The sequence below is a fragment of the Methanosarcina sp. WWM596 genome, assembly GCF_000969965.1.
In the GTDB taxonomy this organism is placed as follows: Archaea; Halobacteriota; Methanosarcinia; order Methanosarcinales; family Methanosarcinaceae; genus Methanosarcina.
Genome location: NZ_CP009503.1, coordinates 3,622,970 through 3,645,603 on the forward strand (window position 1 = coordinate 3,622,970; position 22,634 = coordinate 3,645,603).

General features: G+C 41.4%; 15 protein-coding genes. 7 read left to right on the plus strand and 8 right to left on the minus strand.

Annotated elements, in window-relative coordinates:
• From MSWHS_RS15915 to MSWHS_RS21075, 4 genes are all read left to right on the plus strand, one after another.
• Nucleotides 1-1,110: a DNA topoisomerase IV subunit A gene (locus tag MSWHS_RS15915; RefSeq protein WP_048128628.1), complete on the plus strand. Its 1,110-nt coding sequence runs from the start codon at nucleotides 1-3 to the stop codon at nucleotides 1,108-1,110.
• 759 nt (nucleotides 1,111-1,869) lie between these two features.
• The gene (gene gyrB, locus MSWHS_RS15920; protein ID WP_048128626.1) at nucleotides 1,870-3,774 is read left to right on the plus strand and encodes a DNA topoisomerase (ATP-hydrolyzing) subunit B; all 1,905 of its coding nucleotides are present in this window, start codon (nucleotides 1,870-1,872) and stop codon (nucleotides 3,772-3,774) included.
• Nucleotides 3,775-3,785: 11 nt separating this feature from the next.
• Entirely contained in the window at nucleotides 3,786-6,644 is a 2,859-nt protein-coding gene (gyrA, locus tag MSWHS_RS15925) for a DNA gyrase subunit A (RefSeq protein ID WP_048159399.1), read from the plus strand.
• 1,038 nt (nucleotides 6,645-7,682) lie between these two features.
• A complete protein-coding gene (locus MSWHS_RS21075; RefSeq protein ID WP_052722756.1) occupies nucleotides 7,683-8,015 on the plus strand; it encodes a hypothetical protein in 333 nt (110 codons plus the stop codon).
• Nucleotides 8,016-8,729: 714 nt separating this feature from the next.
• On the opposite strand, the gene MSWHS_RS15935 is transcribed toward MSWHS_RS21075, so the two are convergent.
• Entirely contained in the window at nucleotides 8,730-8,993 is a 264-nt protein-coding gene (locus MSWHS_RS15935; protein WP_048159401.1) for a hypothetical protein, read from the minus strand.
• Nucleotides 8,994-9,183: 190 nt separating this feature from the next.
• On the opposite strand from MSWHS_RS15935, the gene MSWHS_RS15940 reads away from it, so the two are divergent.
• Nucleotides 9,184-9,495 carry a protease inhibitor I42 family protein gene (locus MSWHS_RS15940; RefSeq protein WP_048128621.1) on the plus strand — a complete coding sequence of 104 codons (312 nt, stop codon included), beginning with the start codon at nucleotides 9,184-9,186 and terminating at the stop codon, nucleotides 9,493-9,495.
• A 482-nt stretch (nucleotides 9,496-9,977) separates the two neighbouring features.
• On the opposite strand, the gene MSWHS_RS15945 is transcribed toward MSWHS_RS15940, so the two are convergent.
• Nucleotides 9,978-11,267, minus strand: a complete 1,290-nt coding sequence (locus MSWHS_RS15945; protein ID WP_048128618.1) for an ATP-binding protein — start codon at nucleotides 11,265-11,267, stop codon at nucleotides 9,978-9,980.
• A gap of 481 nt (nucleotides 11,268-11,748) precedes the next feature.
• Here MSWHS_RS15945 and MSWHS_RS15950 point away from each other — a divergent pair, with 481 nt between their 5' ends.
• Nucleotides 11,749-14,709, plus strand: a complete 2,961-nt coding sequence (locus MSWHS_RS15950; protein ID WP_048159402.1) for an ATP-binding protein — start codon at nucleotides 11,749-11,751, stop codon at nucleotides 14,707-14,709.
• 24 nt (nucleotides 14,710-14,733) lie between these two features.
• Here MSWHS_RS15950 and MSWHS_RS22095 read toward each other — a convergent pair whose 3' ends face one another.
• The 5 genes from MSWHS_RS22095 to MSWHS_RS15975 all read right to left on the minus strand — a co-directional run bounded on the left by MSWHS_RS22095 (nucleotide 14,734) and on the right by MSWHS_RS15975 (nucleotide 19,368).
• The gene (locus MSWHS_RS22095) at nucleotides 14,734-14,868 is read right to left on the minus strand and encodes a hypothetical protein (RefSeq protein ID WP_255353698.1); all 135 of its coding nucleotides are present in this window, start codon (nucleotides 14,866-14,868) and stop codon (nucleotides 14,734-14,736) included.
• Between the two features lie 388 nt (nucleotides 14,869-15,256).
• Nucleotides 15,257-15,604 (minus strand): DUF86 domain-containing protein, encoded by a 348-nt coding sequence (locus MSWHS_RS15955; protein WP_048128612.1) that lies wholly within the window; start codon nucleotides 15,602-15,604, stop codon nucleotides 15,257-15,259.
• Entirely contained in the window at nucleotides 15,601-15,912 is a 312-nt protein-coding gene (locus MSWHS_RS15960) for a nucleotidyltransferase family protein (RefSeq protein WP_048124878.1), read from the minus strand. The genes MSWHS_RS15955 and MSWHS_RS15960 overlap by 4 nt, the downstream gene beginning before the upstream one ends.
• Before the next feature lie 757 nt (nucleotides 15,913-16,669).
• On the minus strand, nucleotides 16,670-17,953 hold the full coding sequence (gene iscB, locus MSWHS_RS15970) for an RNA-guided endonuclease IscB (protein ID WP_048159406.1): 1,284 nt from the start codon (nucleotides 17,951-17,953) through the stop codon (nucleotides 16,670-16,672).
• 362 nt (nucleotides 17,954-18,315) lie between these two features.
• Nucleotides 18,316-19,368 carry a metal-dependent hydrolase gene (locus MSWHS_RS15975; RefSeq protein ID WP_048128605.1) on the minus strand — a complete coding sequence of 351 codons (1,053 nt, stop codon included), beginning with the start codon at nucleotides 19,366-19,368 and terminating at the stop codon, nucleotides 18,316-18,318.
• 447 nt (nucleotides 19,369-19,815) lie between these two features.
• Here MSWHS_RS15975 and MSWHS_RS15980 point away from each other — a divergent pair, with 447 nt between their 5' ends.
• Nucleotides 19,816-20,427 (plus strand): superoxide dismutase, encoded by a 612-nt coding sequence (locus MSWHS_RS15980; protein WP_048128602.1) that lies wholly within the window; start codon nucleotides 19,816-19,818, stop codon nucleotides 20,425-20,427.
• A 224-nt stretch (nucleotides 20,428-20,651) separates the two neighbouring features.
• Here MSWHS_RS15980 and MSWHS_RS15985 read toward each other — a convergent pair whose 3' ends face one another.
• Nucleotides 20,652-21,827 carry a metal-dependent hydrolase gene (locus MSWHS_RS15985; RefSeq protein WP_048128600.1) on the minus strand — a complete coding sequence of 392 codons (1,176 nt, stop codon included), beginning with the start codon at nucleotides 21,825-21,827 and terminating at the stop codon, nucleotides 20,652-20,654.
• Nucleotides 21,828-22,634 lie beyond the last annotated feature (807 nt).

Consider the following 22,634-nt stretch of genomic DNA (forward strand, 5'->3'; position numbering starts at 1 on the left):
ATGGCAAGAGAATCAAATAGCAAAACGAGACAGGGAGATGCCCTGGCAAAGGAAAGGCTGCTCGGGCTTGCAGAAAAGATCTACAACCAGTTTGAAGATGAGATTGTCCCTAGCGTCAGCCTTCCCAGTCGGACCAAGGCGAACATAGAATATTCTGATGAGAGCGATGTATGGGTCTACGGAACCAGGGAAAGTGAAAGGAGTGCAAAGACCGTAAAAGGTGCATTCCAGCTCCTGAAAACTACTTATGCTACCGATTTTCTCATAAACGAACACCTTGCCCAGAACCGCGGCTCAACACTTCGAGAACTTTACTACATCTCCGAGGGCTGGGACGCTGCAAAATTCAAGGAACAGGCTGAAAGCGACCGCCTGATCGAAGACCTGGAACTCCTGACCAGTCTCCAGAGGGAGTATTTCCACATGCGCCCTGAGGAAGACGGGGCTACGATGTTCGGGCCGATTGAAATCTCGGAACAGACAAAGCGCGGAGTGCGTAATATACACTGCCAGAAGGATGTAGGGGAAGGAGGATACCAGATCCCCTTCAATGTGGAAAACATTGAGTTTAAGAATCACGACGCAAGCATGATTATAGCCATAGAGACCGGTGGTATGTATGCACGGCTGATGGAAAACGGGTTTGATGAAGCTTATAATGCAATTCTTGTCCACTTGAAGGGCCAGCCTGCCCGGTCGACCCGCAGGATGATCAAGCGGATGAACGAGGAATTGGGGATTCCTATAGCAGTTTTTACTGACGGTGACCCCTGGTCTTACAGGATCTACGCATCTGTTGCCTACGGAGCTATAAAAAGCGCTCATCTCTCTGAATTTATGGCAACCCCGGCAGCCAAATTTCTGGGGCTCCAGCCTTCGGACATCGTGGAGTATGAACTCTCAACTGATAAGCTCACCGAACAGGATGTAAGTGCGCTTCGTAGTGAACTTTCCGACCCCCGCTTTGAGTCTGATTACTGGAAAGAGCAGATAAAGCTCCAGCTCGATATAGGCAAAAAGGCTGAACAGCAGGCTTTCGCAGGAAAAGGTCTGGACTTTGTAACCGAGGTATATCTCCCTAATCGGCTGAAAGAATTGGGCATGGTTTGAGAGATATCGAGTGGACATAGCAGTAGAGGGGACTGAAAAACACTCCACGAAATACGGCAGGTCGGCTGTTTAAAAAACGGTAGATGGTTCTGGTTGTTCGAAGTTAATCAGTTGATTTTATTTACGTGGAGGCCTTAATGACGTCTTTCAGTTTGTTAGTCCCTCGCTTCTCGCCGACTGGAACCTGTGGGCTTTGAGAAACTAAAGTACAATCTGAGCGACGCCGGTAAAATCGAGTATCAAAATATCAACAGCTTATTTTTGGAAGGTCCATTGTTTGACCGATCTGTTCCGAAAAATAGAACCAGAATTATGTTCCAAAAATACTTTTCGAGACTTCTGAAATGCCGCAAGTTATGCTCTGACTACCTGGAAAAAACCGGTTTTTTCTCTGTTTAACAGCAAGTATTTATTTCAACCACAGACATATTAAAAAATTAGTCTTAAAAGGGTATACCTGGACGTAAAATTATGCTAAAAATAGCCTATTTGGAGGGAATCCGGATAGAAATATCAGGTGAAATATGCGGCTGATCTAAAGGCTTAAAATGTATGAGCGCATATTGAATCTGATTCATGGTAGAAACATAATTGATTTATATAAAAAATACTTAATAAATGGTGAAGGCTTAGAGAATTGACACGATTTCTAAGGTTCTATTTTGAACAGATTTTTCCTACGAGTTTTAAAAAATGTATAACATGTCATGAGATTCCAAATTAATAACTTTACCAGATTTTTATGGAGAATACACCAAGATGAGTGATAAACAGGTTTATGACGCTTCGCGCATCCAGGTACTTGAAGGCCTGGAAGCTGTCCGAAAACGCCCAAGCATGTACATAGGGAGCACGGATGGCCGCGGGCTCCACCACCTAGTCTATGAAGTTGTAGACAACAGTATTGATGAAGCCCTTGCAGGCTTCTGTACCAGGGTCGATGTCACGATCAATCCCGATGGAAGCGTAATGGTCCTGGACAATGGGAGAGGTATCCCCATCGACCCCCATCCATTTCACAAGAAATCAGCTCTCGAAGTCGTTATGACTGTTCTGCATGCCGGAGGAAAGTTCGATAAGAATACCTACAAAGTTTCCGGGGGACTGCATGGAGTAGGGGTTTCGGTTGTAAATGCCCTTTCGGAATTGCTGGAAGTAGAAGTTAGCAGAGACGGAAAGAAGTATTTCCAGCGCTATGTTCGTGGAAAGCCAGAGGCTGATGTTCAGGAAATTGGAACTTCAGATCTCACAGGTACAAAAACTACTTTCAAACCCGATGCAAAAATCTTTGAGACCACAGACTTCCAGTATGATATTCTCTCAAACAGGCTCAGGGAACTGGCTTTTCTTAACCGGGGCCTCACAATAAGCCTGAAGGACTTAAGAAGTCCTGAAGGACAGTCAGAGACCTTCACTTATAGTGGAGGAATTGTGGAATTTGTGGAGTACCTGAACAAGAAAAAGCAGTTCCTCCACGAAAAACCGATATATTTCGAACGGCAAAGAGATGATATGGTCGTAGAAATTGCGATGCAGTATACAAACAGCTACACTGAAAACGTGTACTCTTTTGCAAACAATATCAACACCCATGAGGGTGGGACGCATATTATCGGTTTCAAGACCGCTCTTACAAGGGTCGCAAACGATTATATAAAAGCTAATAAGCTTTCCAAAGAAGACGTGAAACTGACCGGAGACGACGTAAGGGAAGGGCTGACTGCGATCATCAGCGTCAAACTTATGGAACCTCAGTTTGAGGGGCAGACCAAGACAAGGCTTGGAAACAGTGATGTCAAGGGGATAGTTGATTCCCTTGTAACAGACGGGCTTGCGGAATACTTTGAGGAGAACCCTAAGGTTGCAAACGTCATCCTTGAAAAAGCTCTCCTTGCCCAGAGAGCCAGGGAAGCTGCAAAAAAAGCAAGGGAACTCACCCGCAGAAAGAATGCACTCGAAGTCAGCACCCTACCCGGAAAACTTGCGGACTGCTCGGAGAAGAACCCTGCAGCCTGTGAGATTTATATCGTTGAAGGAAATTCTGCAGGCGGTTCGGCAAAACAGGGTAGAGACCGTGGTTTTCAGGCGATTTTACCTCTCAGAGGCAAGATCCTGAACGTGGAAAAATCCAGGCTTGCAAAGATTCTGAAAAATAACGAGATTGTTTCTCTGGTTACAGCCATAGGGACAGGGGTTAGCGCGGACTTTTCCCTGGAAAACGCCCGCTACCATAAGATCATCCTCATGACTGATGCCGATGTAGATGGAGCACACATCAGGACTCTTCTTCTTACGCTGTTCTTCCGCTACATGAGACCTCTGATTGATGCGGGATACGTTTACATTGCTCAGCCTCCTCTCTACCGCATAAAGAAAGGCAAAGTTGAGCACTACATACACTCAGACAGGGAACTCGAAGCAAAGAAAAAAGAAATCGGGGAAAAAGGACTTACAATCCAGCGCTACAAAGGGCTTGGAGAAATGAACCCCGAACAGCTCTGGGAAACCACCATGAACCCTGAGAGCCGGACTCTTTTACAGGTAACCCTGGAAGATGCTATCCGGGCTGATGAGATCTTTAGAATTCTTATGGGAGACGAGGTTGAGCCACGCAGGAACTTCATAGAAACGCACGCAAAAGAGGTTGTGGACCTGGATATCTGAGGTGGCTAAAAATGGCAAAATACGAAGAAGAAAATAAATCAGAAGCTGAAATGAAAATCTCTTATCAGGCTACCCTTATTCCGGAAGAGAACGATGAAAAGCCGGAAAATAGGGAAGGTTCAGCCGCCCTTACACATGAAGAGCCAGGCAAAAAACTCGAACTAACCGTTTCAGACCCCTCTTCGGAAGAGCCTGAGGACGAAGGGCCAGAACCAGAGATAAGTGGGGTTACTGGCATTCTTATCGAAGATGAGATGAAACGCTCTTACATCAACTATGCAATGAGCGTAATCGTCGGAAGGGCACTTCCCGATGCCCGGGATGGTTTAAAACCGGTCCACCGCAGAATCCTTTTTGCAATGAAAGAAGCCGGGATTACCCATGACAAGCCCTACAAGAAGTCTGCCCGTGTGGTGGGTGACGTGCTCGGTAAATACCACCCTCACGGAGACACTGCCGTATACGATAGTATCGTAAGAATGGTGCAGGATTTTTCGCTGCGTTATCCTCTGATCGATGGGCAGGGAAACTTCGGGTCCATTGATGGGGACGAGGCTGCAGCCATGCGATACACCGAAGTCCGTATGGACAGGATTGCAGAAGAGATGCTGGCTGACATTGATAAGGAAACCGTCCCCTTTAGGCCTAATTATGACGGGTCTATGGAAGAGCCGGAAATCCTCCCAGCAAAGCTTCCAAATCTCCTTATCAACGGGTCAACCGGAATTGCCGTCGGAATGGCAACGAATATGGCTCCCCACAACATAAGTGAAGTCATTGATGGGATCCTTATGCTTATTGAAAACCCGGAAACACCGGTTTCGGAACTGATGACCGTGGTAAAGGGTCCGGATTTTCCTACAGGTGCGCATATCCTCGGGACAGCAGGTATAAGGTCTGCATACACAACCGGAAGAGGCCCGGTAAAGATCAGGGCAGTTGCCGAAATTCAGGAGCTTAAAAAAGACAGGCAGCAGATTATAGTAACCGAACTTCCTTACCAGGTGAACAAGGCAAGGCTGATTGAAAACATTGCCCAGCTTGCCAGGGAAAAGGTAATTGTCGGAATTTCCGATCTGCGGGATGAGTCTGACAGGGAAGGAATAAGGGTTGTAGTCGAGCTTTCAAGGGGCGTAAATGCCAATGTTATCTTAAACCAGCTCTACAAGCACACCCAGATGGAGACCACTTTCGGGATCATCAACCTTGCCCTTGTGGATGGAAAACCCAAAGAGCTTAACCTGAAACAACTTCTGGAGATTTACCTAGAGTACAGGATGGAAATCATCCAGAAACGGACGCTCTACGACCTGAAGAAGAGTGAAGAAAGAGCCCATATCCTTGAAGGGTTAAGGATTGCCCTTGACAATATAGACGCAGTGGTTGCCCTGATTAAGGGCTCTGCAAACGGTGATGAAGCAAAACAGGGTTTGATTGATAATTTCGGCTTTGAAGAGGTTCAGGCAAAAGCTATTCTGGAAATGCGCCTGCAGCGCCTGACAGGGCTTGAGACACAGAAAATCCTTGAGGAACTGGAAAGTCTCGTAAAACTGATCGCCAAACTCAGGAAGATCCTGGAAAGCGATGAGATCAAGTACGAAATTATCAGGACTGAACTCCTTGAGATCAGGGGAAAGTACGGGGATGTCCGCAGGACAAAGATTGTGCAGTACACAGAAGATGTGACTGATGAAGACCTGATCCCGGAAGAGGATGTCGTGGTCACAATCACAAATAGTGGCTACGTAAAGCGCATTCCTCTTGACACCTATACCATGCAGCGCCGCGGAGGTAGAGGGATTATTGGCATGGAAACGAAGGAAGAAGACTTTGTGGAAAACCTCTTCGTTTCTTCAACCCACAACTATATCCTCTTCTTTACAAATCGGGGCAGGCTCTACTGGCAGAAGGTTTATGAGATCCCTGAAGGCTCCCGCCAGTCGAGAGGCAAAGCAATAGTAAACCTGCTGGAGCTTCAGGAAGGCGAAATGGTCAATGCAATGATCCCTGTAAAAGAGTTTGCCAAAGACAAATACCTCCTTATGGCAACAAGGGCGGGAACGATCAAGAAGACCCCGCTTTCTGAGTTCAGGAACCCCCGGAAAGCCGGTATCATCGCAGTCAGCCTGGATGAGGGTGACGAGCTTGTGAAAGTCCTCCTTACTGACGGAAAACAGGAAGTTGTGATGGTTTCAAAGAAAGGCAAAGCAATCCGCTTCTCCGAAAAAGACGTCCGTCCGATGGGCAGGACTGCAAGAGGAGTCCGCGGCATGACCCTCGACGGTCCTGACGACGAGGTGGTCAGCACAGACCTTGTTGACGAAACCACAACTCTCCTGACCGTAACCGAAAAAGGCTTTGGCAAAAGGACGGAATACTCTCAGTACCCTGCGCACCGTCGCGGTGGAAAAGGCGTGATTACAATCATCACAAACCTCAGGAACGGCTCGGTCTCGAACGTTAAATCCGTAGCTGAAGATGATGAACTGATGTTTACGAGCGCAGAAGGCATAATCATTCGTATCCCGGCAAAAGGCATCTCCATCCATGGCAGAAATACCCAGGGTGTACGGATAATGAACCTCAAACCCGGGGACAAAGTCGTAGGGATGGCCAGGATCAAAGTCGAAGACGAAGACGAAAAACAGCTTAAACTCACGGCTCTCATAGCCCGAAATGCAGAAAATCCAGAATCTGAAATAGAGGCTGAAGAAGACGAAGTCGAAGAGCTTGAAGAACTTGAAGACATAGAAGAATCAGAGGAAGTCAAAGAAGACGAGATTGAAGAAGATAAGATTGAAGAAAAAGAGGTAGAAGAGGCAGCTGAGGCAGACGAGGCAGCTGAGGCAGAAGAAAACCAAGAAGACTGAATAAATAACATGGGTGAAGGAAAATAATCCTTCACTCAAATTGCCGCCGGAGTATAAATTTTGGGGTTTAATTTCCGGCGGCAGGTCTTCAGTCAGGAGGGGAGGGAGGGAGACTTATTTATTTTTTGCAGTCTCTCCGTGCGGTAGTGAGGTATTATTGATCAAATCCTGCAAAAAGGACACGTCTGCCGTTTCTTATGATTTTGTTCAATTCTACTCCCACAACCTTATTTTTCCTGTTTAAACATACTCATTCTCCTATTGAGATGGATGTCTAGATCTCAATAAAATGAGTATAAACGATATATTACCCCTAATTATATAAACTACAAGGGATATATTATTCGTAATTCTGATCATTTGATTTAGATTTTTACTTAAATATACTGACTTCTCTTGCTAATGCTTTTTCAGTAATTAACTCTCATGACCCATATTTTGGAATTTATATAGGCTTTCGCTGACATTTTACATGTGTTTATAAATAAATGTGAAATGGCAATGTATGGTTTAAAGATGAAATATTACTTCTGGTTTTTTCCCTCTGGTCTGTAATTTCTGATAAAAATTATCCAGGTTTCACCAGAGTGATAAATTGCATGAAAAATTTCCGATGGTGGACTTCCAGTTCGGAGGGGGGCCGGGTGGGAAACTTATTTTGCAGGGTCACTTTTTTGAATCGATTTTTGGACAGATCGGGTATCGGTTTGTTTTGCTAGATTTCTTAATTTAGGGTCGGTTTGATTTTTGATGCTTCTTAAAAACGAGGTGTTATACGTCTACAGAGTCCATAAAGTGAATAAAGAAATCGTTCAAGAGGTTTATTTGTTGAAAAATGCATTATCCTATAGAATCTGTTTTTGGTTTTAATCTAAACAGCTTAGTCTCCAACTTCAAATCCGTATCCTAAGGTGACAAAATGATGTTCAACAGGGCAGAAACACCCAAAGAATACAGATACTGAACATCAAGCCCGGGGACAAAGTCGCAGGTATGGTCAGGATCAAAGTCGAAGATGAAGACAAAAAGTAACTGTAAGTGACTGTCTTCATAGCCAGAAAAGCTGAAGGAGTAGATGAGGAAATAGAGGAAGAAGAAGTAGAGGAAATCGAAGAGTTTGAAGAGCTTGAGGAACTTGAAGAACTTGAAGAACTTGAAGAACTTGAAGAACTTGAAGAACTTGAAGAACTTGAAGAGCTTGAAGAACTTGAAGAACAGGGGAAGTTGAAGAAGATGAGATTGAAGAAGACTGAATATGAAATCTGGATGAAGGAAAATAATCCTTCACTCAAATTTCCTGCCGGAATAAAGCTATTGAGGAGGGATATCCGGCGTCTTGACCCCCCTATCTTGAAGGAATGTGGAACATAGGTTTGTTTTTAGTTACTTTTTGTGGTAGTGGTGGGTTTGTTAATAATATCCTGAAAGAAGGGCACTTCTGCCGTTGCTTATGCTTTTCAATTCTACTTCCAGGATCTGTTTTTCCTGTTTGAGTATTACTCATTTTCATTTTGAAATGATCTGTGTCTGGATCTCAAAAGTCAATGAGTATGATAATATCATTACTCCCAATCATATAAGTTCTCTAGAAAATATCATCCGTAACTCTAATCTGTTGATACAATTTTTTAACTACCTTTACTACATAAAATAGTTCTTTTTTATCAGGAACTATTTACGATTTCTATGGGCTATATCAAGTGGGATTGTATTTGGAAGCTACTTTTTGCCCCTTATTTTCAGTACCTGATCCTCTAAGCCCGCTTTTTTGAATTTATATATGCTTTCGCTGGAGTTTTACAAGTATTTATAACTGAATGTTAAATTTCAATGTAAAGTTTAAAAATGAGATCTAAATTCGGATCATCTTCCTCTGGTCTATAAATTCCGTAAACTCTATTCGTTAGGCGTTTTTCTCTTCCAATTCCATTAGTCATCGGTTAAGGAATTTTTTTGCCCGAAAGCTATCGATTTTTAACCGGAAGCCTACCTTCGTTTTGGCCTATTTATATGAAATCGACACCCTGTTCTAGCCTACAATAAAATCAAATATTTGACAGCTGTTGTGAAAGTGGAAGCAATTTATCACGATTTTTCACTTAACTGAAGACGCATGTTTCCAATTCTATTGTTCCAGCGTTTTTTTACCTCCGTGGGTTCAAAGTTTTCTTCCAATGGTTCTTCGACTTCTTCGACCGTTTCCGGGGGATTCCATGTCTCAACTTCATAAAGGATATCTGCAATTATTAGCCTTAGAGTCTCGTTTTCACAGTCCTTGTTCTTTCTAAGAGCATCAATTGCCGATTCTTCTCCAAACTTTCTTATGCAATTTTCATAACAAATTGTCACATTTTATTTGAATTCGGCTCTAACGTCTTCTAACATTATAATATATTATTAAATGTTAGAAAGTAATATATACCTGGACTTACATTCTAAGTTCTGATCCTCTCATACAAATAAATCTTCTAATGTATTGTTGTCTACAGTTGTTACCTCAACAACGGTGAGAGAGTCAATGTAAAGGAGGAATAAATGAATGCAAAAAGTGGATTTATTACCGCCAATTAATACGAAAATTGGAGAAATATTCGATATTTCAATACCCTCGAACCCTTCAACTGGCTATAGCTGCTTACTGTCAGAGATGCCAAGTTGTGTTTATTTTGTGGAGTCTGAATATATACCCGATGAGCCCATCGTGCCAGGAAGCGGAGGAACCAGCAAGTTCAAGTTTGTTGCGGTTAAGAAAGGTAAAGGCAAAATTAGTTTCCACAGTGTAAAGTTCTCTCATCCTCTTGATATTCTGGAATCCACTGTTATGCAACAAAGATTTGTTATAGTAGAATGATTAGATGGCTTCATTTTACTATTTTTCTTTCCTTTTTTGATACAACTATTAAATCTTTTTTGCATTCAGTTTAAGTGACTAATTTTCGACCTGTTATTGAATGCCACCGTCTTCAGGAAACCTTTGTCAATGGTATAAATCTTTGAAGACGATACCTTTTATTTTTTTCAATGAGTAGTCAAACCTGGGAACCTGGTAGAGCAAATAGATGTGAATTGCCGGTGGCGGGTTTTCAGTCTGGAGGGGTGCCGGGCGGGGAACTTATTTTTAGGGGCGGTTTTTTTGAATCGATTTTTGAATATGTCGGATACCGGTTTGTTTTACAGGATTTTCTGAATTCAGGGTTGGGTTTGAGTTTCGACTTTCGATGCTTCTTAAAAACGGGGTACCATACGCGACTGCGGAGATGGAAGCTTATTTAGCAGGCACACTTAGATAGCCTCATCCATTCGAGATGTTTCAAGAAATACGGAATGGATTTTTCACTCAAGTAACCATTTCCACACTGGTTTTATCAAGATTTTTTTTCCGTCTACTTCCAGTGTGTCTTCCTCTTCAAGCGTCAGGATAAGCCCTTTGTCCAGTTTATATGCTGTAATGGCCTCTGTGATTCCTTCAATTTCCCTCTTCTTTGTTTCCGGAGTGTTAAGGTCTACTGAAACCTGAATTGCCTCACTAATCCGCAGCCCTTCTCTTAGCACAAAATCACATTCTTTTTTCCCGGAATGGTAGTACACTTCTTTCTCTCTTCTAGCCAATTCGACAAAGACAAGGTTTTCCAGCCTTTGTCCTTTATTCTCGGAGAAATTGAAAGCTACTGTCTTCAGAAAACTATTGTCTATAGCATAGATCTTGGAAGGTGAAATTTTCTGCTTTTTGAGGGAATAGTCAAACCTTGGGAGCTGATAAAGCAAAAACACATTCTGGAAATAATCAAGGTAGTTTTTGATCGTGCTTAAACTCTTTATCCCGCTTATGCTTCTTAATGTGGAATAGGAATACACTCTGCCCACATTAGAAAGCAGAAACAGTATCAGGTCTTTGAGAGCTCCCACTTCTTTTATATTGTAACGGACCAGAATGTCTTTGTTGAGGATATCTTCAAAATACCCCCTGGTGAGTTCGAGATCTCCGTTCTTCAGGACAAGTGGAAAACCTCCATTTTCGAAGTATTCCAGGAAATTCCTGAATAAGACAGCTTTTTGAGAACTGGTAAGCAGGTCAGATTTGAGTTCTTCTTCTGTAATTCCGGTCCCCTTCAGGCGGAGGAATTCCCGGAAGGAAAAAGGAAAGAGCTTGAGCACTTTGTTTCTCCCGGTCAGGAAGGTAGATATTTCCGAACTGAGGAGCTGAGAATTCGAACCCGTGGCAAATACCTTTTTGCCTTCTTTGTAGAGGTTGTTCAACCACCTTTCCCAGAGCGGAACGTTCTGTATCTCATCAAAAAAATAATACACCTGCTCCGTCTCACTCTTTTCCATCTCCTTCCCATAAAGCTCAATCACCAGGTCCTGCAAATCCTGATAATTCCTGACCTCAAAATCCGAAAGCCGGATATCATCGAAGTCCACATAAAACTTAACTCCCTCAAGCTGTCCGGCTATCAACTTCAAAAGCGAACTCTTCCCACACCGCCTGATCCCCGAGATGATAACGATTTCATCCCCTTTGAGGTATCTCTCAAGCTCAACATCCCGGAAAACAAGCTCCTCCTCTTTCCTGAAAGAGGCCTGCTGGTCAATTATTACCTGGCGAAGCTGACTTTTCTCCATATAAGTTAGATATTTGTAAGTTCATTTATATAGCTTTCGTTGGTATTTTACCATTATTTATAAACTAATATTAAATTGTAATGTAAGGTTTAAAAATGGACATCTAAATTCGGATCATTTCCCTCTGGCCTGTAATTTCTGATAAAATCAGCCAGCTTCCGTTGGAGTGAAAAAATGTGTGAAAATTTCCGGTGGCGGGCTTTTAGTTTGGAGGGGTGCCGGGCGGAAAACTTATTTTTGGGGGGTGGGTTTTTTGAATCGATTTTTGAACAGGCCGGGCGCCTGTTTGTTTTACAGGATTTTCTGAATTCGGGGTTGGTTTGAGTTTCGATTATTCTTAAAAACGGGGTACCATACGACTGCGAAGCAGGCGGCAGAGACCTAAATGAAGTAGAAGTATGTGATTGACATGCCAAGCTAAAAACAAAAAATTAATCAGGTCCTACGTCTAAAGGATTCGCAAACAGAAAGGAGCGAATAGATGCCTGAACCTGCGATTGAAAGATTGAAGAAAACAGTTCTTTTTCAAAAGCTTCTTGAGAAAGAAAACTTACTCGAAGAACATGAAATTTCAGAAAATATAATCTCAGTTGTTCGTGAGACGGCTCCTTTACTGGAAAGAATTCCTGAAAACATGCCTGAATTTACCTTGCATAATGCTAATCATAGTGCAAAAGTAGTCGAACTGATGGGAAAAATAATACCTTCAGATACTCTTGAACACTTAAACAGTATTGAGCTATCGATACTCATCTATGCTGCATATCTTCATGATGTAGGTATGACAGCTTCACGGGACGAAAGAAATAAAATAATTGCGAATAGTCCTGAATTTGCTAAACTTCGCATTTTCAATGAAGAACTAAGTTGCAAATTTGATGAAGCAAAAAAGGATGGAGATCATCGTACAGCGACATTTATTGAAGATAAACTATTTACGGAATTTCTCCGTAGAAATCACGTAGAACGTTCTCACGAATTTATCAAAGAAAAGCATGGGTTAGAAGAAACGTCCATATCATGGAAAGAAATTCCATATTATAAATTAGTGCAAGCAGTTTGCGATAGTCACGGTTTGCATGTAAGAGATCTTTACGATACTAAACGTTGGCGTCGTAATGCTCTGGTCAGAGACCAGAGTGTAAATGTGCAGTATTTGTCTGTAATACTTCGCCTAGCTGACATTTTGGATCTTGATCCAGAACGTACACCCAGATGTTTACTTGATTTTATTAATCCAAAGGATGAAACAAGCATCAAGGAATGGAAAAAGCATCTTTCGATTATTGGATGCAAAATATCTCCACAAGAAATTAATATCGATGCAGAATGTGAACATCCAATCTATGAACGTACACTCCGAGAATTTATTGATATGATAGAAACCGAACGCAAAGAAAGTATCCTTTTAACATCACGCTATAAAGATGACTTAGCAAAAATATATAGGCTAGATCTTTTAAACCCAGTTACAAAAGAGAATGTTAGGTCTAATAAAGAATACATATATTCAGACTTCCATTTCAAACTTGATTTTCACCGAGTTATTGATCTTTTAATGGGGGAGAAATTATATGGAAATCCCACTTTAGTTCTCCGTGAACTTTTGCAGAACTCTGTAGATGCTGTTCGCTACCGGGAATCAATTGAAAAAAAAGAAGGAAATCCATCCCCACCATTTATAAAAATTACTTTGAAAGGTGAAGAACTTATTATTGAAGATAATGGAATTGGAATGGACGAGTACATTTTCGAGAATTACTTTTTGCAAATTGGGAAAAGTTATTACAATAGTTCAGAATGTCGTGCAGGTGGAATAGAAATTGATCCAGTCAGTGAGTTCGGAATAGGTATTCTCTCTATTTTTATGGTAGCTTCCAGTTTTAGAGTGGAAAGTAGGAGAAAACCACTTGATCCACTAAATCCACCTGCCCCAATAAACGTTGAAATTCCTACTGCTTATGATTACTTTGTTAGAAGACCCTCTTCTCGTGTTGAGATCGGAACTAAAATAACTCTGTCTCTGAAATCTAATCATCCTTTCTCTTCCATATCATTAATTGAGAAAATATCTGAAATTGCTCCTTTTATAGAGTATCCAATAGTCATTGAGACGAGCGAGAATACAGAAACATATAATCCTTTCTTACCCGGTAATAAAATACATGATGTAAATAATATAAAAGAATATTTTGAAGTTACATTCGATGATGAAATAGAGGGCATTGAAGGAAAACTACTAGTTTGTAAACCTAGAGATACTATCTCAAATCAGAGTGTTCTTGCCCAAAAAGGATTTTCAATTCCTTGCGATAAACTCTTACCAAAAAAACTATTTGATAATATTCAAGCGTCAATAAACCTTTCAGGACAATATAAGGTATCATTATCCCCAAATAGATCAGATGTAGTAGAGGATGAAAGGTACAAAAAATTGATTGGTAGAATTCAATCTAAAATTTTAGAAGGGTTTGAGACATATCTGAAGACGCTTAGAGATTCAAGCCCATTCGAAGAATACGTTAAAAGCGTTAACGAATTGTTGGAAAATGATATTTTAAGTTTGCACAAAGGGCTTTCATCTCAAGGATTCGTTTATCAAGAAGAAAAGTTTGAAGATGCTATTAAAAATCTTTTTCTGACTTACGCTCCTTTATTAACGATTTCAGATGATGGGAAGAGAGTATACAAAACGATGAAAAACTTGAATGAAACAAGTTTAGCAATTACTGACATCAATGACTGGCCAGAGAAAATACCTGATGTGGTTATATTAAAAGAAACTAAGCGCCTTGTTGGGGTAGGAACAGTTCTTTTGATGCATGAAGAAGAAGGTATGTGGCGACGAAATAATTTTTTTGGGCATATTTTAGGAAATTTTTCAGATATTTACATCACTTCCATACCTGGGGTTGTAATTAAAACATTCCATAATGATAAAGCAAATGAAAGTACTTCTTCAATTTCTTATAATCACTTTACTTACCGAATGCATAGTGTTCCAACAGAAAAAGCCCCACTTTTTGTTCATCCACCAGATTTTTTTGATCCAGAACCTAATGAAGTTATTTACAACGCTTGTCATCCACTACTTGCCAAACTTCTGTATGGGAAAAAACCAAAAGATGAAGCTTGTTCAGAAGCGATAAGTATATTAATTCACCACGTCGAAAATTGTTTATGGCATTTATGTGATAAAGCATATTCATCTTTTTTTAAACGGAATCATGGATTAGAGGAAAGTTCTAATTTTAATTATATGTTAATTGGAATTCTAAAATATTATCCTGAAATATTTCAAGAATTCTATGAAGCAGTTGAACAATATTGGGAAGAAGCAAAGGACTTAGGAGTCATTTCTCGTGACGAAGATTTTATTGGCTTTTCATTGGATGATCTTCCCTGGTTCTGGAATTATGAATTAACTGATTTTGAAAGATGACGTTTATCCAAACAAGTTTTCCCCTTATTTCTCCTCCTTTTCCCCCCGCATGCTCGCATATGCCACATAATCCCCGCTCTCCGTATCAAAAACAAACCTGTAAACCGTTCTAAAATACGCCCACATCCCAACATAGGGATTTCTTGCATCACTCAGCATGAAAGTTACCGATCCATTTTTTTCCTAGACGTATAAACAGGATAATCGACTTCTTGAGAGACACCGGTCAGGTACAGAGCCTCTCCTCTTTCAGTATACGAGGGGCATAGAGGTAGCTGTCATTAAGCCGCTAATGATCACTTTTCTGTGTTGAAGTTTCCACGACTAAAAATAAAAATACAGTTATTTTAAATCACTTGAGTGAACGAAGTGAGAAAAACGGACAGCACACTGCAGAGCCGTAACTCTACTTCAAAAGGTTCGTGGAGGATGAGCGGGAGGCTCCCGCCTGCGAAAAATAAAAAAGAAGTTATTTTAGTCCACCGAACGTAATCTTCAGATCGAGAAAAAACCGTATGTTCCACTTTCCCCTCCTCTTCAAAAATCCTCAGTTACTGGAATCCAGCTCCCCAATTAATCTTTCAATAGTTTGTTCAAACACCGGGACATCGTTTACTACGGTATCCCAGACAAGGTTATAATCTACATTAAAATAGGCATGAATCATGCGGTCTCGCATACCTGCTATACTTCGCCAGTCGAGTTCAGGAGCTAAAGACCTTATGTCGGCAGGAATGGCTTTTGCAGCCTCGCCTATGATCTCTAACTGGCGGACTACTGCACTTTTGGTCTTCTCATCTTTCAGAAAAGCATCTTTGTCCATTTCCTCTATGAAACTCTTTACAGTTATGGAAGCCGAGAGCATTTCGGAAAGATAAAGAATTGGGGACCTCATACAAGCACCAGTTCCTTCAATACATCATCCCGCATCATCGGGTGAAGTGCTCGTTCAGAGACAACGTCGACTGAAACTCCGAAAAGGTCCTCAAGATAAAATCCAAGCCCCGTAAGATGTAAAAGGGTTGCTCCTTCCCCAAATCTCACCAGAACATCAATATCACTTTTCTCTTTTTCCTCGCCACGGGCGTAAGAGCCGAAAATGCCTATCACTTCTGCCTTGAATTCCCTTTTTATTTCAGCTTTTCTTTCCAGAATAAAAAGCCGGATCTTATCAACGTCCATGTGGGTTTCTTCGTGTACCATGACACCCATATCCCTTATTTTTATTAGTCAAATGCACAGTCAAATCTGAATTGACGATCTAAACCATTGGTACTGTAGATCTCAGCGTATTGTTTCAACTATTAGTTGAATTTTAATGATTGTATCTTTAATAAACGATTCCACTTATACAATATCAAGCTTCACGCCTATATGCTTTTTCTGTTGCTCAACATTCTGTGCAAAATAGGTACGAATTAAAAAAGTGCTGAATCTATGCGAACTGCAAGGAAGTTCCAGAGAGTTAAGACTGATTGTTACAAAAAAGATAGGTAAGAGGGACGGAACTATACAGCGACCAGGGTGAAAATATTTCAGGAATCGAGCTCAGGAGAGCACTGCACTAAAAATAAACATAAAGTTATTTTAATCCTCATAAACGAGATCCAGATCGAGAAAAAGCCGCTCCTTCCGCCTTCTCCTCCTCTGAAAAATCCCGGCCTCCGCTTCAAAAATCATGAAAAACCAATTAAACCAGTCCTCTTGAGCGAACGAATTGAGTGAAAAGGACCCCTTGCTGTTGCACTTGCAGTGCAACTCCCAGAAAATCTCTAATTTTCTGTGATCCCGAAGCGGAACTCGGGGAGTTCAAACGGTTCGTGGGGGATGATCGAGAGGAGCACGCATGAGAAAAATAAAAATACAGTTATTTTAATCAGCTGCAGAAATGGAATTCATTTAACTACCTTTCATTATGATGATCGTTTTTGCATCAAAACCTTTCATTATTCATCTTACCTCAGCAGGAGACCCCTTCCTCGACATTTCTGGCTTGCCGGAAATGGCAGGTGGGGGAGGAATGCGTCATCTGTACAATCTGAACTAATGTTGTACTCCTCGCACTCAGTCTCCTGCATTTTTTCTTAACATTAACACTATCTGAAATTTTGTTTCCGAATATATCTGATATTGAAAAATACCCGGATGACCGTTTGCCACGAATGAACCCGATCCCTTTTTCCGTTTTTACCTGATCGAATTTCCTGAGCCCAAACAGCTTTCCGGTAGGCATTTTCTTCTCTGACCTCTTCCCTCTCCGCTGCTGATAATCTCCCGCAGGAACGTTTCTTTTTAGAAAAACCGAATCTTCTACCTCTACTTTCTGATCGTCCCTGCAACAGATAGCAACAGCATCAAAGTAATGTGTTTTTAACAACTTCAAGACCTGCTCTCTCCTGTACTTTGTTTCGTACCCGAAAGTCTCTGCAAAATTCCAGCCGGATTTCCGGATTTGGGATTTAAGGATCCCTATTTCAGTTGCATGTTTTGTTTTTGACTTTTTCCCTGAAAGCTTGAATTCTCCATTGTGCAGGGCTTTGTGACAGGTTTCACAGAGTGTTATCAGGTTTTCCGGAGCATCTGATCCCTTCTGTGACCTGAAAACAATGTGATGGCAATGTAGCCGGAAATCCTTTGACTTTCCCATGCAATGCTGGCAGGTGTAGCCGTCCCGATCCAGAACGTAAGCTTTGACATTGTAGAAGCCTTTAAGGTCCCCTTCCTGATACCCAACCCCGGAAACCTCCGGATTTGTTATTTTGTGAATATCAAAGGAAGCAAGCTCTACCTTCCACCCGGTTACAGGAAGCAGGGATTCCACAAACCTTTTTTCCCGGAAATGAGCTTCAAGTTTGCTTTTGATGGAAGGAGCCAATCTTCCTTCTCTCCTTGAATTTCCCCGGTTAGCAAATCTTGCAGGTCTATACCTTGTTTTTCTACCTCTTCTGTTTCTCCGGTACATCTTCCGTTGGTCCATCTTTTTAGAAACATTTTCTCTAAGGTGAATTTCGGACTGATACAACACTTTTCCGTTAGCAATGGCTGCACAGCCCACTACCTTAGAGCCGGTATCCATCCCTGCAATTACAGGTTGAGTATAGCTACTGCTTTCGAAAAGTAACTTGATTGTGAAGGGCGTGGTTCGGACCACTTTTGCCTTTCCTGTTTTGAGCAAGATCCTCGCTTTTGCCGGTTTCGTGGGCATTAGCGGGTTTCCACCTTTGCTAAGTACAAATACAAACATTTGTAATTGCTCCTATTGAATAGGGTTATACGTATCCGAATTGTGGAGTCAATTCCGGAATCCGTCTTCCTCTCGATCTGATATGGAAAGGTTTAACGATGCAAGCACTGTCCCTACCTCTCAGGACTGTTTAACCGGCATCCTTAGAGCCTTAAACTGAGGCGGCATTCAAGGGTAACTATTTCTTTCCTATCGTTTACCGATTTTCCATTGCTCCTAATCGGTGATCTGGTCAACCAGGGCTTGTTAAACAAGCTCCTTCCTCAAAAACCTGAGCCGTTAGGTGAAGGTTTTAGGGAGGGGTAATTGACTATAATGAAACGTATAAATACCCACAGATTACTTATTTTTTCCATGTACCCTCACCCAAACCAGTTATCCCCCAATTTCTCCTCCTTTTCCCCCTGCATGCTTGCATATGCCACATAATCCCCGCTCTCCGTATCAAAAATAAACCTGTAAACCGTTCTAAAATATGCCCACATCCCAACATAGGGATTCCTGGCATCGCTCAGCATGACAGTTACCGAGCCGTTTTCTTCCGAAACCGAATAAACAGGATAATCGACTTCCTGAGGGACACCTGTCAGGTAGAGTTTTTCGGCTCTTTCGGCGTAGGCGGAGGTATCGGGGACGTCGCCGGTCACATTTATTTTTTCGATATAATCGCTTCTTTCGATCCCTGACCAGTAGCTGACTTCCATTATCTTGTAGTAGGTGGAGTTATAGGAATATGCGGTAAGGAACTTTCCGGGGGAGGATGGGTAGGTTTTCTGGTAGCTGATTTTTGTACCCTCTGTGTCGGAAATATTATTCACGAGACAAATTTTAGCTACAGGCAGCACTGTAATCCAGACCAGAAGCACAACTAGAAGGGTGGTATAAAATTTGCTCCGGTTTTCGGTGACAAAAGTACAGAAGTTACTGAACTTTCCTGTCCATTTTCCACGGCTTTTCATGTATGCTACAAGTAAAATAAAGACGGGCACCAGGGGAAGAAGGTTTGCCAGCGGGTCGAAGAAGTAGACGGCTCCCATGATTGAAGTCTCGGTGTTGAACGGGTAGAGGGGGCGCATTTTCCAGCTGGTGGTATAATCAAGGTAGCTGTGGAGAAAAATAGCTGCAAACCCGGCGGCTGTGAACCTGAGGTCTTTTATTATAAGCCAGGTGAAAAACGTTACAAGCAGGATGAAAAGGATGGAGTGCATAAACTCCCTGTGACCCAGCAGGTAAAAAAGCTGGTTTCTGGTCTCATGGCTTACGCTGTCGCTGACGAGGGCAAAGAATATGTATGGGATGAAATCCAGGTCCGGCAGGATTGCCAGAAATGCCAGGATGTTCCGCTTTTTTCCTTTATATCCGAGAGCCAGAGCGATCAGAAGGCCAACTCCCAGATGGGAGAGTGTGTTTACCATTTGTTTTGTCCCTGAATAAATTTTCCTTTTACTTTTGATAAAGCACAATTATCTGGTGAAACTTATTTGGTGAAACTTATTTGGAGAAACATTTTGGTGAAACCGTGAATAAATTTTTTCAAAAATATCTCATAGTTTTCGTCTTTTACCTTTAAATAGGTTTGATGTATAATTATATTTTACACTTAGAATTGTCAGATGGCAATTCGATATGTATCTGACGTGAAACAAAGCGGAGTATTTTAAAATGCAGATTGTTTCGCGACAGAGTATTTTGATAGATATATTTCTGTTAATACAGTTAAGGGGGAAATTGGTTAGCAGAATTTGTAAACGGAACATTCTTGAACTGAAAGATATAGCCTTACAGGTGAACTTACAGGCTTACAGTTAAGAAGATTCCCAGAGAGAATTTTGTGAAGCCAGTTGATTCAAAAGGGAGATAATATGGCTAAAGAGTTGTATAAATTACCACCGTTGAAGTATGGCTACGCAGACCTGGCACCTTATATTTCCGAAGAACAGCTGCGCATACACCACGACAAACACCATCAGGGCTATGTAAACAACACTAACGCCCTTCTGGAAATGATGGATAAAGCCAGAAAAGAAGGCACGGATTTTGATTATAAGACAACTGCAAAAGCCCTGTCTTTCAATCTGGGTGGGCACGTTCTTCACGATTATTTCTGGTGGGAGATGACTCCTGCAAGCAATGCAAGCAAAGAGCCTGTTGGCGAATTAGCTGATGTGATTAAGGATGATTTCGGAAGTTTTGAAAGGTTTAAAAAGGAATTTTCCCAGGTCGCATCAAGTGTCGAAGGTTCTGGTTGGGCAGCCTTAACTTTCTGTAATGATACTAAAAGACTCGGGATCATGCAGATAGAAAAGCATAATGTAAATCTTGTGCCTGATTTCCCGATCCTTATGGACCTGGATGTCTGGGAACACGCCTACTATATTGATTACAAGAATGATAGGAGCAAATTCATAGAAGGGTTCTGGAACATTGTCGACTGGGAAGAGATTGACAAATACTTTAAAAAGACACAGAAATAAATCGAAAAGATATTTTTGGACATAATAATCAAAAAATTATCTTTCAGCATTTTTCAGCATAATTATGTTGTTTAAGCATGGTTGTGTTATTCCGATTACACTTTTTTGGATGAGATGTAATCGGAAATGATACTATTTTTCTTGGAAGGGTTTTTGTTTCCCTTGATCTTATTTCTGGAATCTTTTTTCCTTATATTTTATTCCCGGGAATATTGTTCTCGGAATCACTCGAAATAGTTCTTGTCAAGCTTCTTTTCCGCTCTCCCGTAGTGGCTCTCATATACCTCGTATTTTCCGCTTTCCCTGTCAAAAACAAACCTGTAAACCGTATCAAAATAAGGCCAATTTTTAACATAAGGGTTTCTGGCATCGCTAAAAATTACGGTTACAGTCCCTCCTTTTTCCGAAACCGAATAAACAGGATAGTCGATCGCCTGAGGCACTGAATTACTGTAGAGTTTCCCGGCTCTTTCGGCGTAGGCAAAAGCGTCCGGGATATCCCCGGTCACAGTTACCTTCTCAACGTAAAAACTTTTTTTAACTCCTGACCAGTAGTTGACTTCCAGGAGTTTATACCGGGTATCATCATACGAATATGCTGCCAGGAATTTGCCGATCGATATCGGGTAAGTGTCGTTGTAACTGATCTCGGTCCCTTCTGCTCTGGAGATGCTGTCCGTAAGGAGGACTTTTGCAACAGGGAACACTGTGGTCCAGACAAGGAGGATTATAATAAAAGAGGCATAGAATTTGCCCTCATTCCTGTTTACAAAACCATGGAACCTGTTTAGCCCGTTTAATTTTCTTAGCCCGTTTAATTTTCTATTCAATATGTCTCTGTTTTTATTGCTCCAGCTGTCCTTGCCTTCGAAAGACCATCTTCCCTTGCTTTTAACATTCCATTTATCCCTGGTTTCAAGACTCCGTTTGCCCCTGTTCTTTATATATTCCGCAGCCACAATGAAGACAGGCAGCAGAGGAAGGACATTTATCACGGGATCAAAGGGATAAATGGCTCTAAGGGCGGACTCGTTTGTGCTGAACGGATAGAAGGGTCGCATTTTCGCGATCGTAGTGTAATCCAGGAGGATGTGCAGGAAAACAGCCTGAAACCCTCCAAATGTAAAAGCCCTGTCTTTAGTTTTAAGCCAGATCAGAAGTGCGATAATAAAAGCGAAAAAAACCGAATGCATAAACTCCCTGTGTCCCAGCAAATAGAAAAGCTGGTTTCGCGCCTCGTGGCTTACGCCTCCGCTAATGAGTGTAAAGATCGAATAGGTGAAATAATCCAGGTCAGGGATTATAGAAAGCAGAACCAGACAAAGCCTCTTCCTCCCTTTTAAGCCAAGGGCATAGGCAAGAAGCAGACCGATTCCAATATGAGATATTGTATTTACCATAAATCTACCATGAATTTATATCTGTGCCATTAACGGTGTGTTCATTAACGATGTATTTTTAATGAATTAGATTCTGGAAACCATGATCGTGAAGAACTCTAGCTTGATAAGTTCTAGCTCTATAGTGTCTCCACCCTGCATATATATCTTATTATATAAATAAATAGATAATTATATCGTGCACATCGAAAAAAAACAAAACAGAATTTATACCTTATTTATGCTGCTCCTCCTGATAATTAAGGAACACCCAAAAATTGAATAAACTACTATTTTTTTAAATATAAACAGAGTCGATTAAGTTGACGAGACGGATAGTGCTCTCTCAGGTCACTGAGATGAATTATCCATTGTTCCGGATCAAAAGCAGAGGAAAGGCCTTCAAAACCTGCATTGAAAGGATAGGGTTTTTCGTCCCTTCCGGTATGCAGGATAATCATAATTGGTAAACTACCCCGCCCTACTTTCTGATGAAAGTGAGGACGGAGCTTCCTTCGAGTGGTTACGTCACCTGGATATTTGCATAATGCAAGTATCCATCTGTAATCCTGTTTTGTCGAAGATTATCAGAAAACCTCTGATAACCTGTCCGCAAAGCATTTTGTGATAAGAATCGCTTCATGATGTTGATAGCACTATTTCTATCTCTATCAATAACGTTTCCAAAATTACATTTCATAGTTCTTTCCCAAAGAGGCATTTCATGCCTTTTCTTCAGTTGGATTGATCTTAATTCTCTTCGTCAGATGCATATTTGCCCTGGTTATCAACATATTGCTTCAGTATATCTAAGGTTACTTGTCCTTC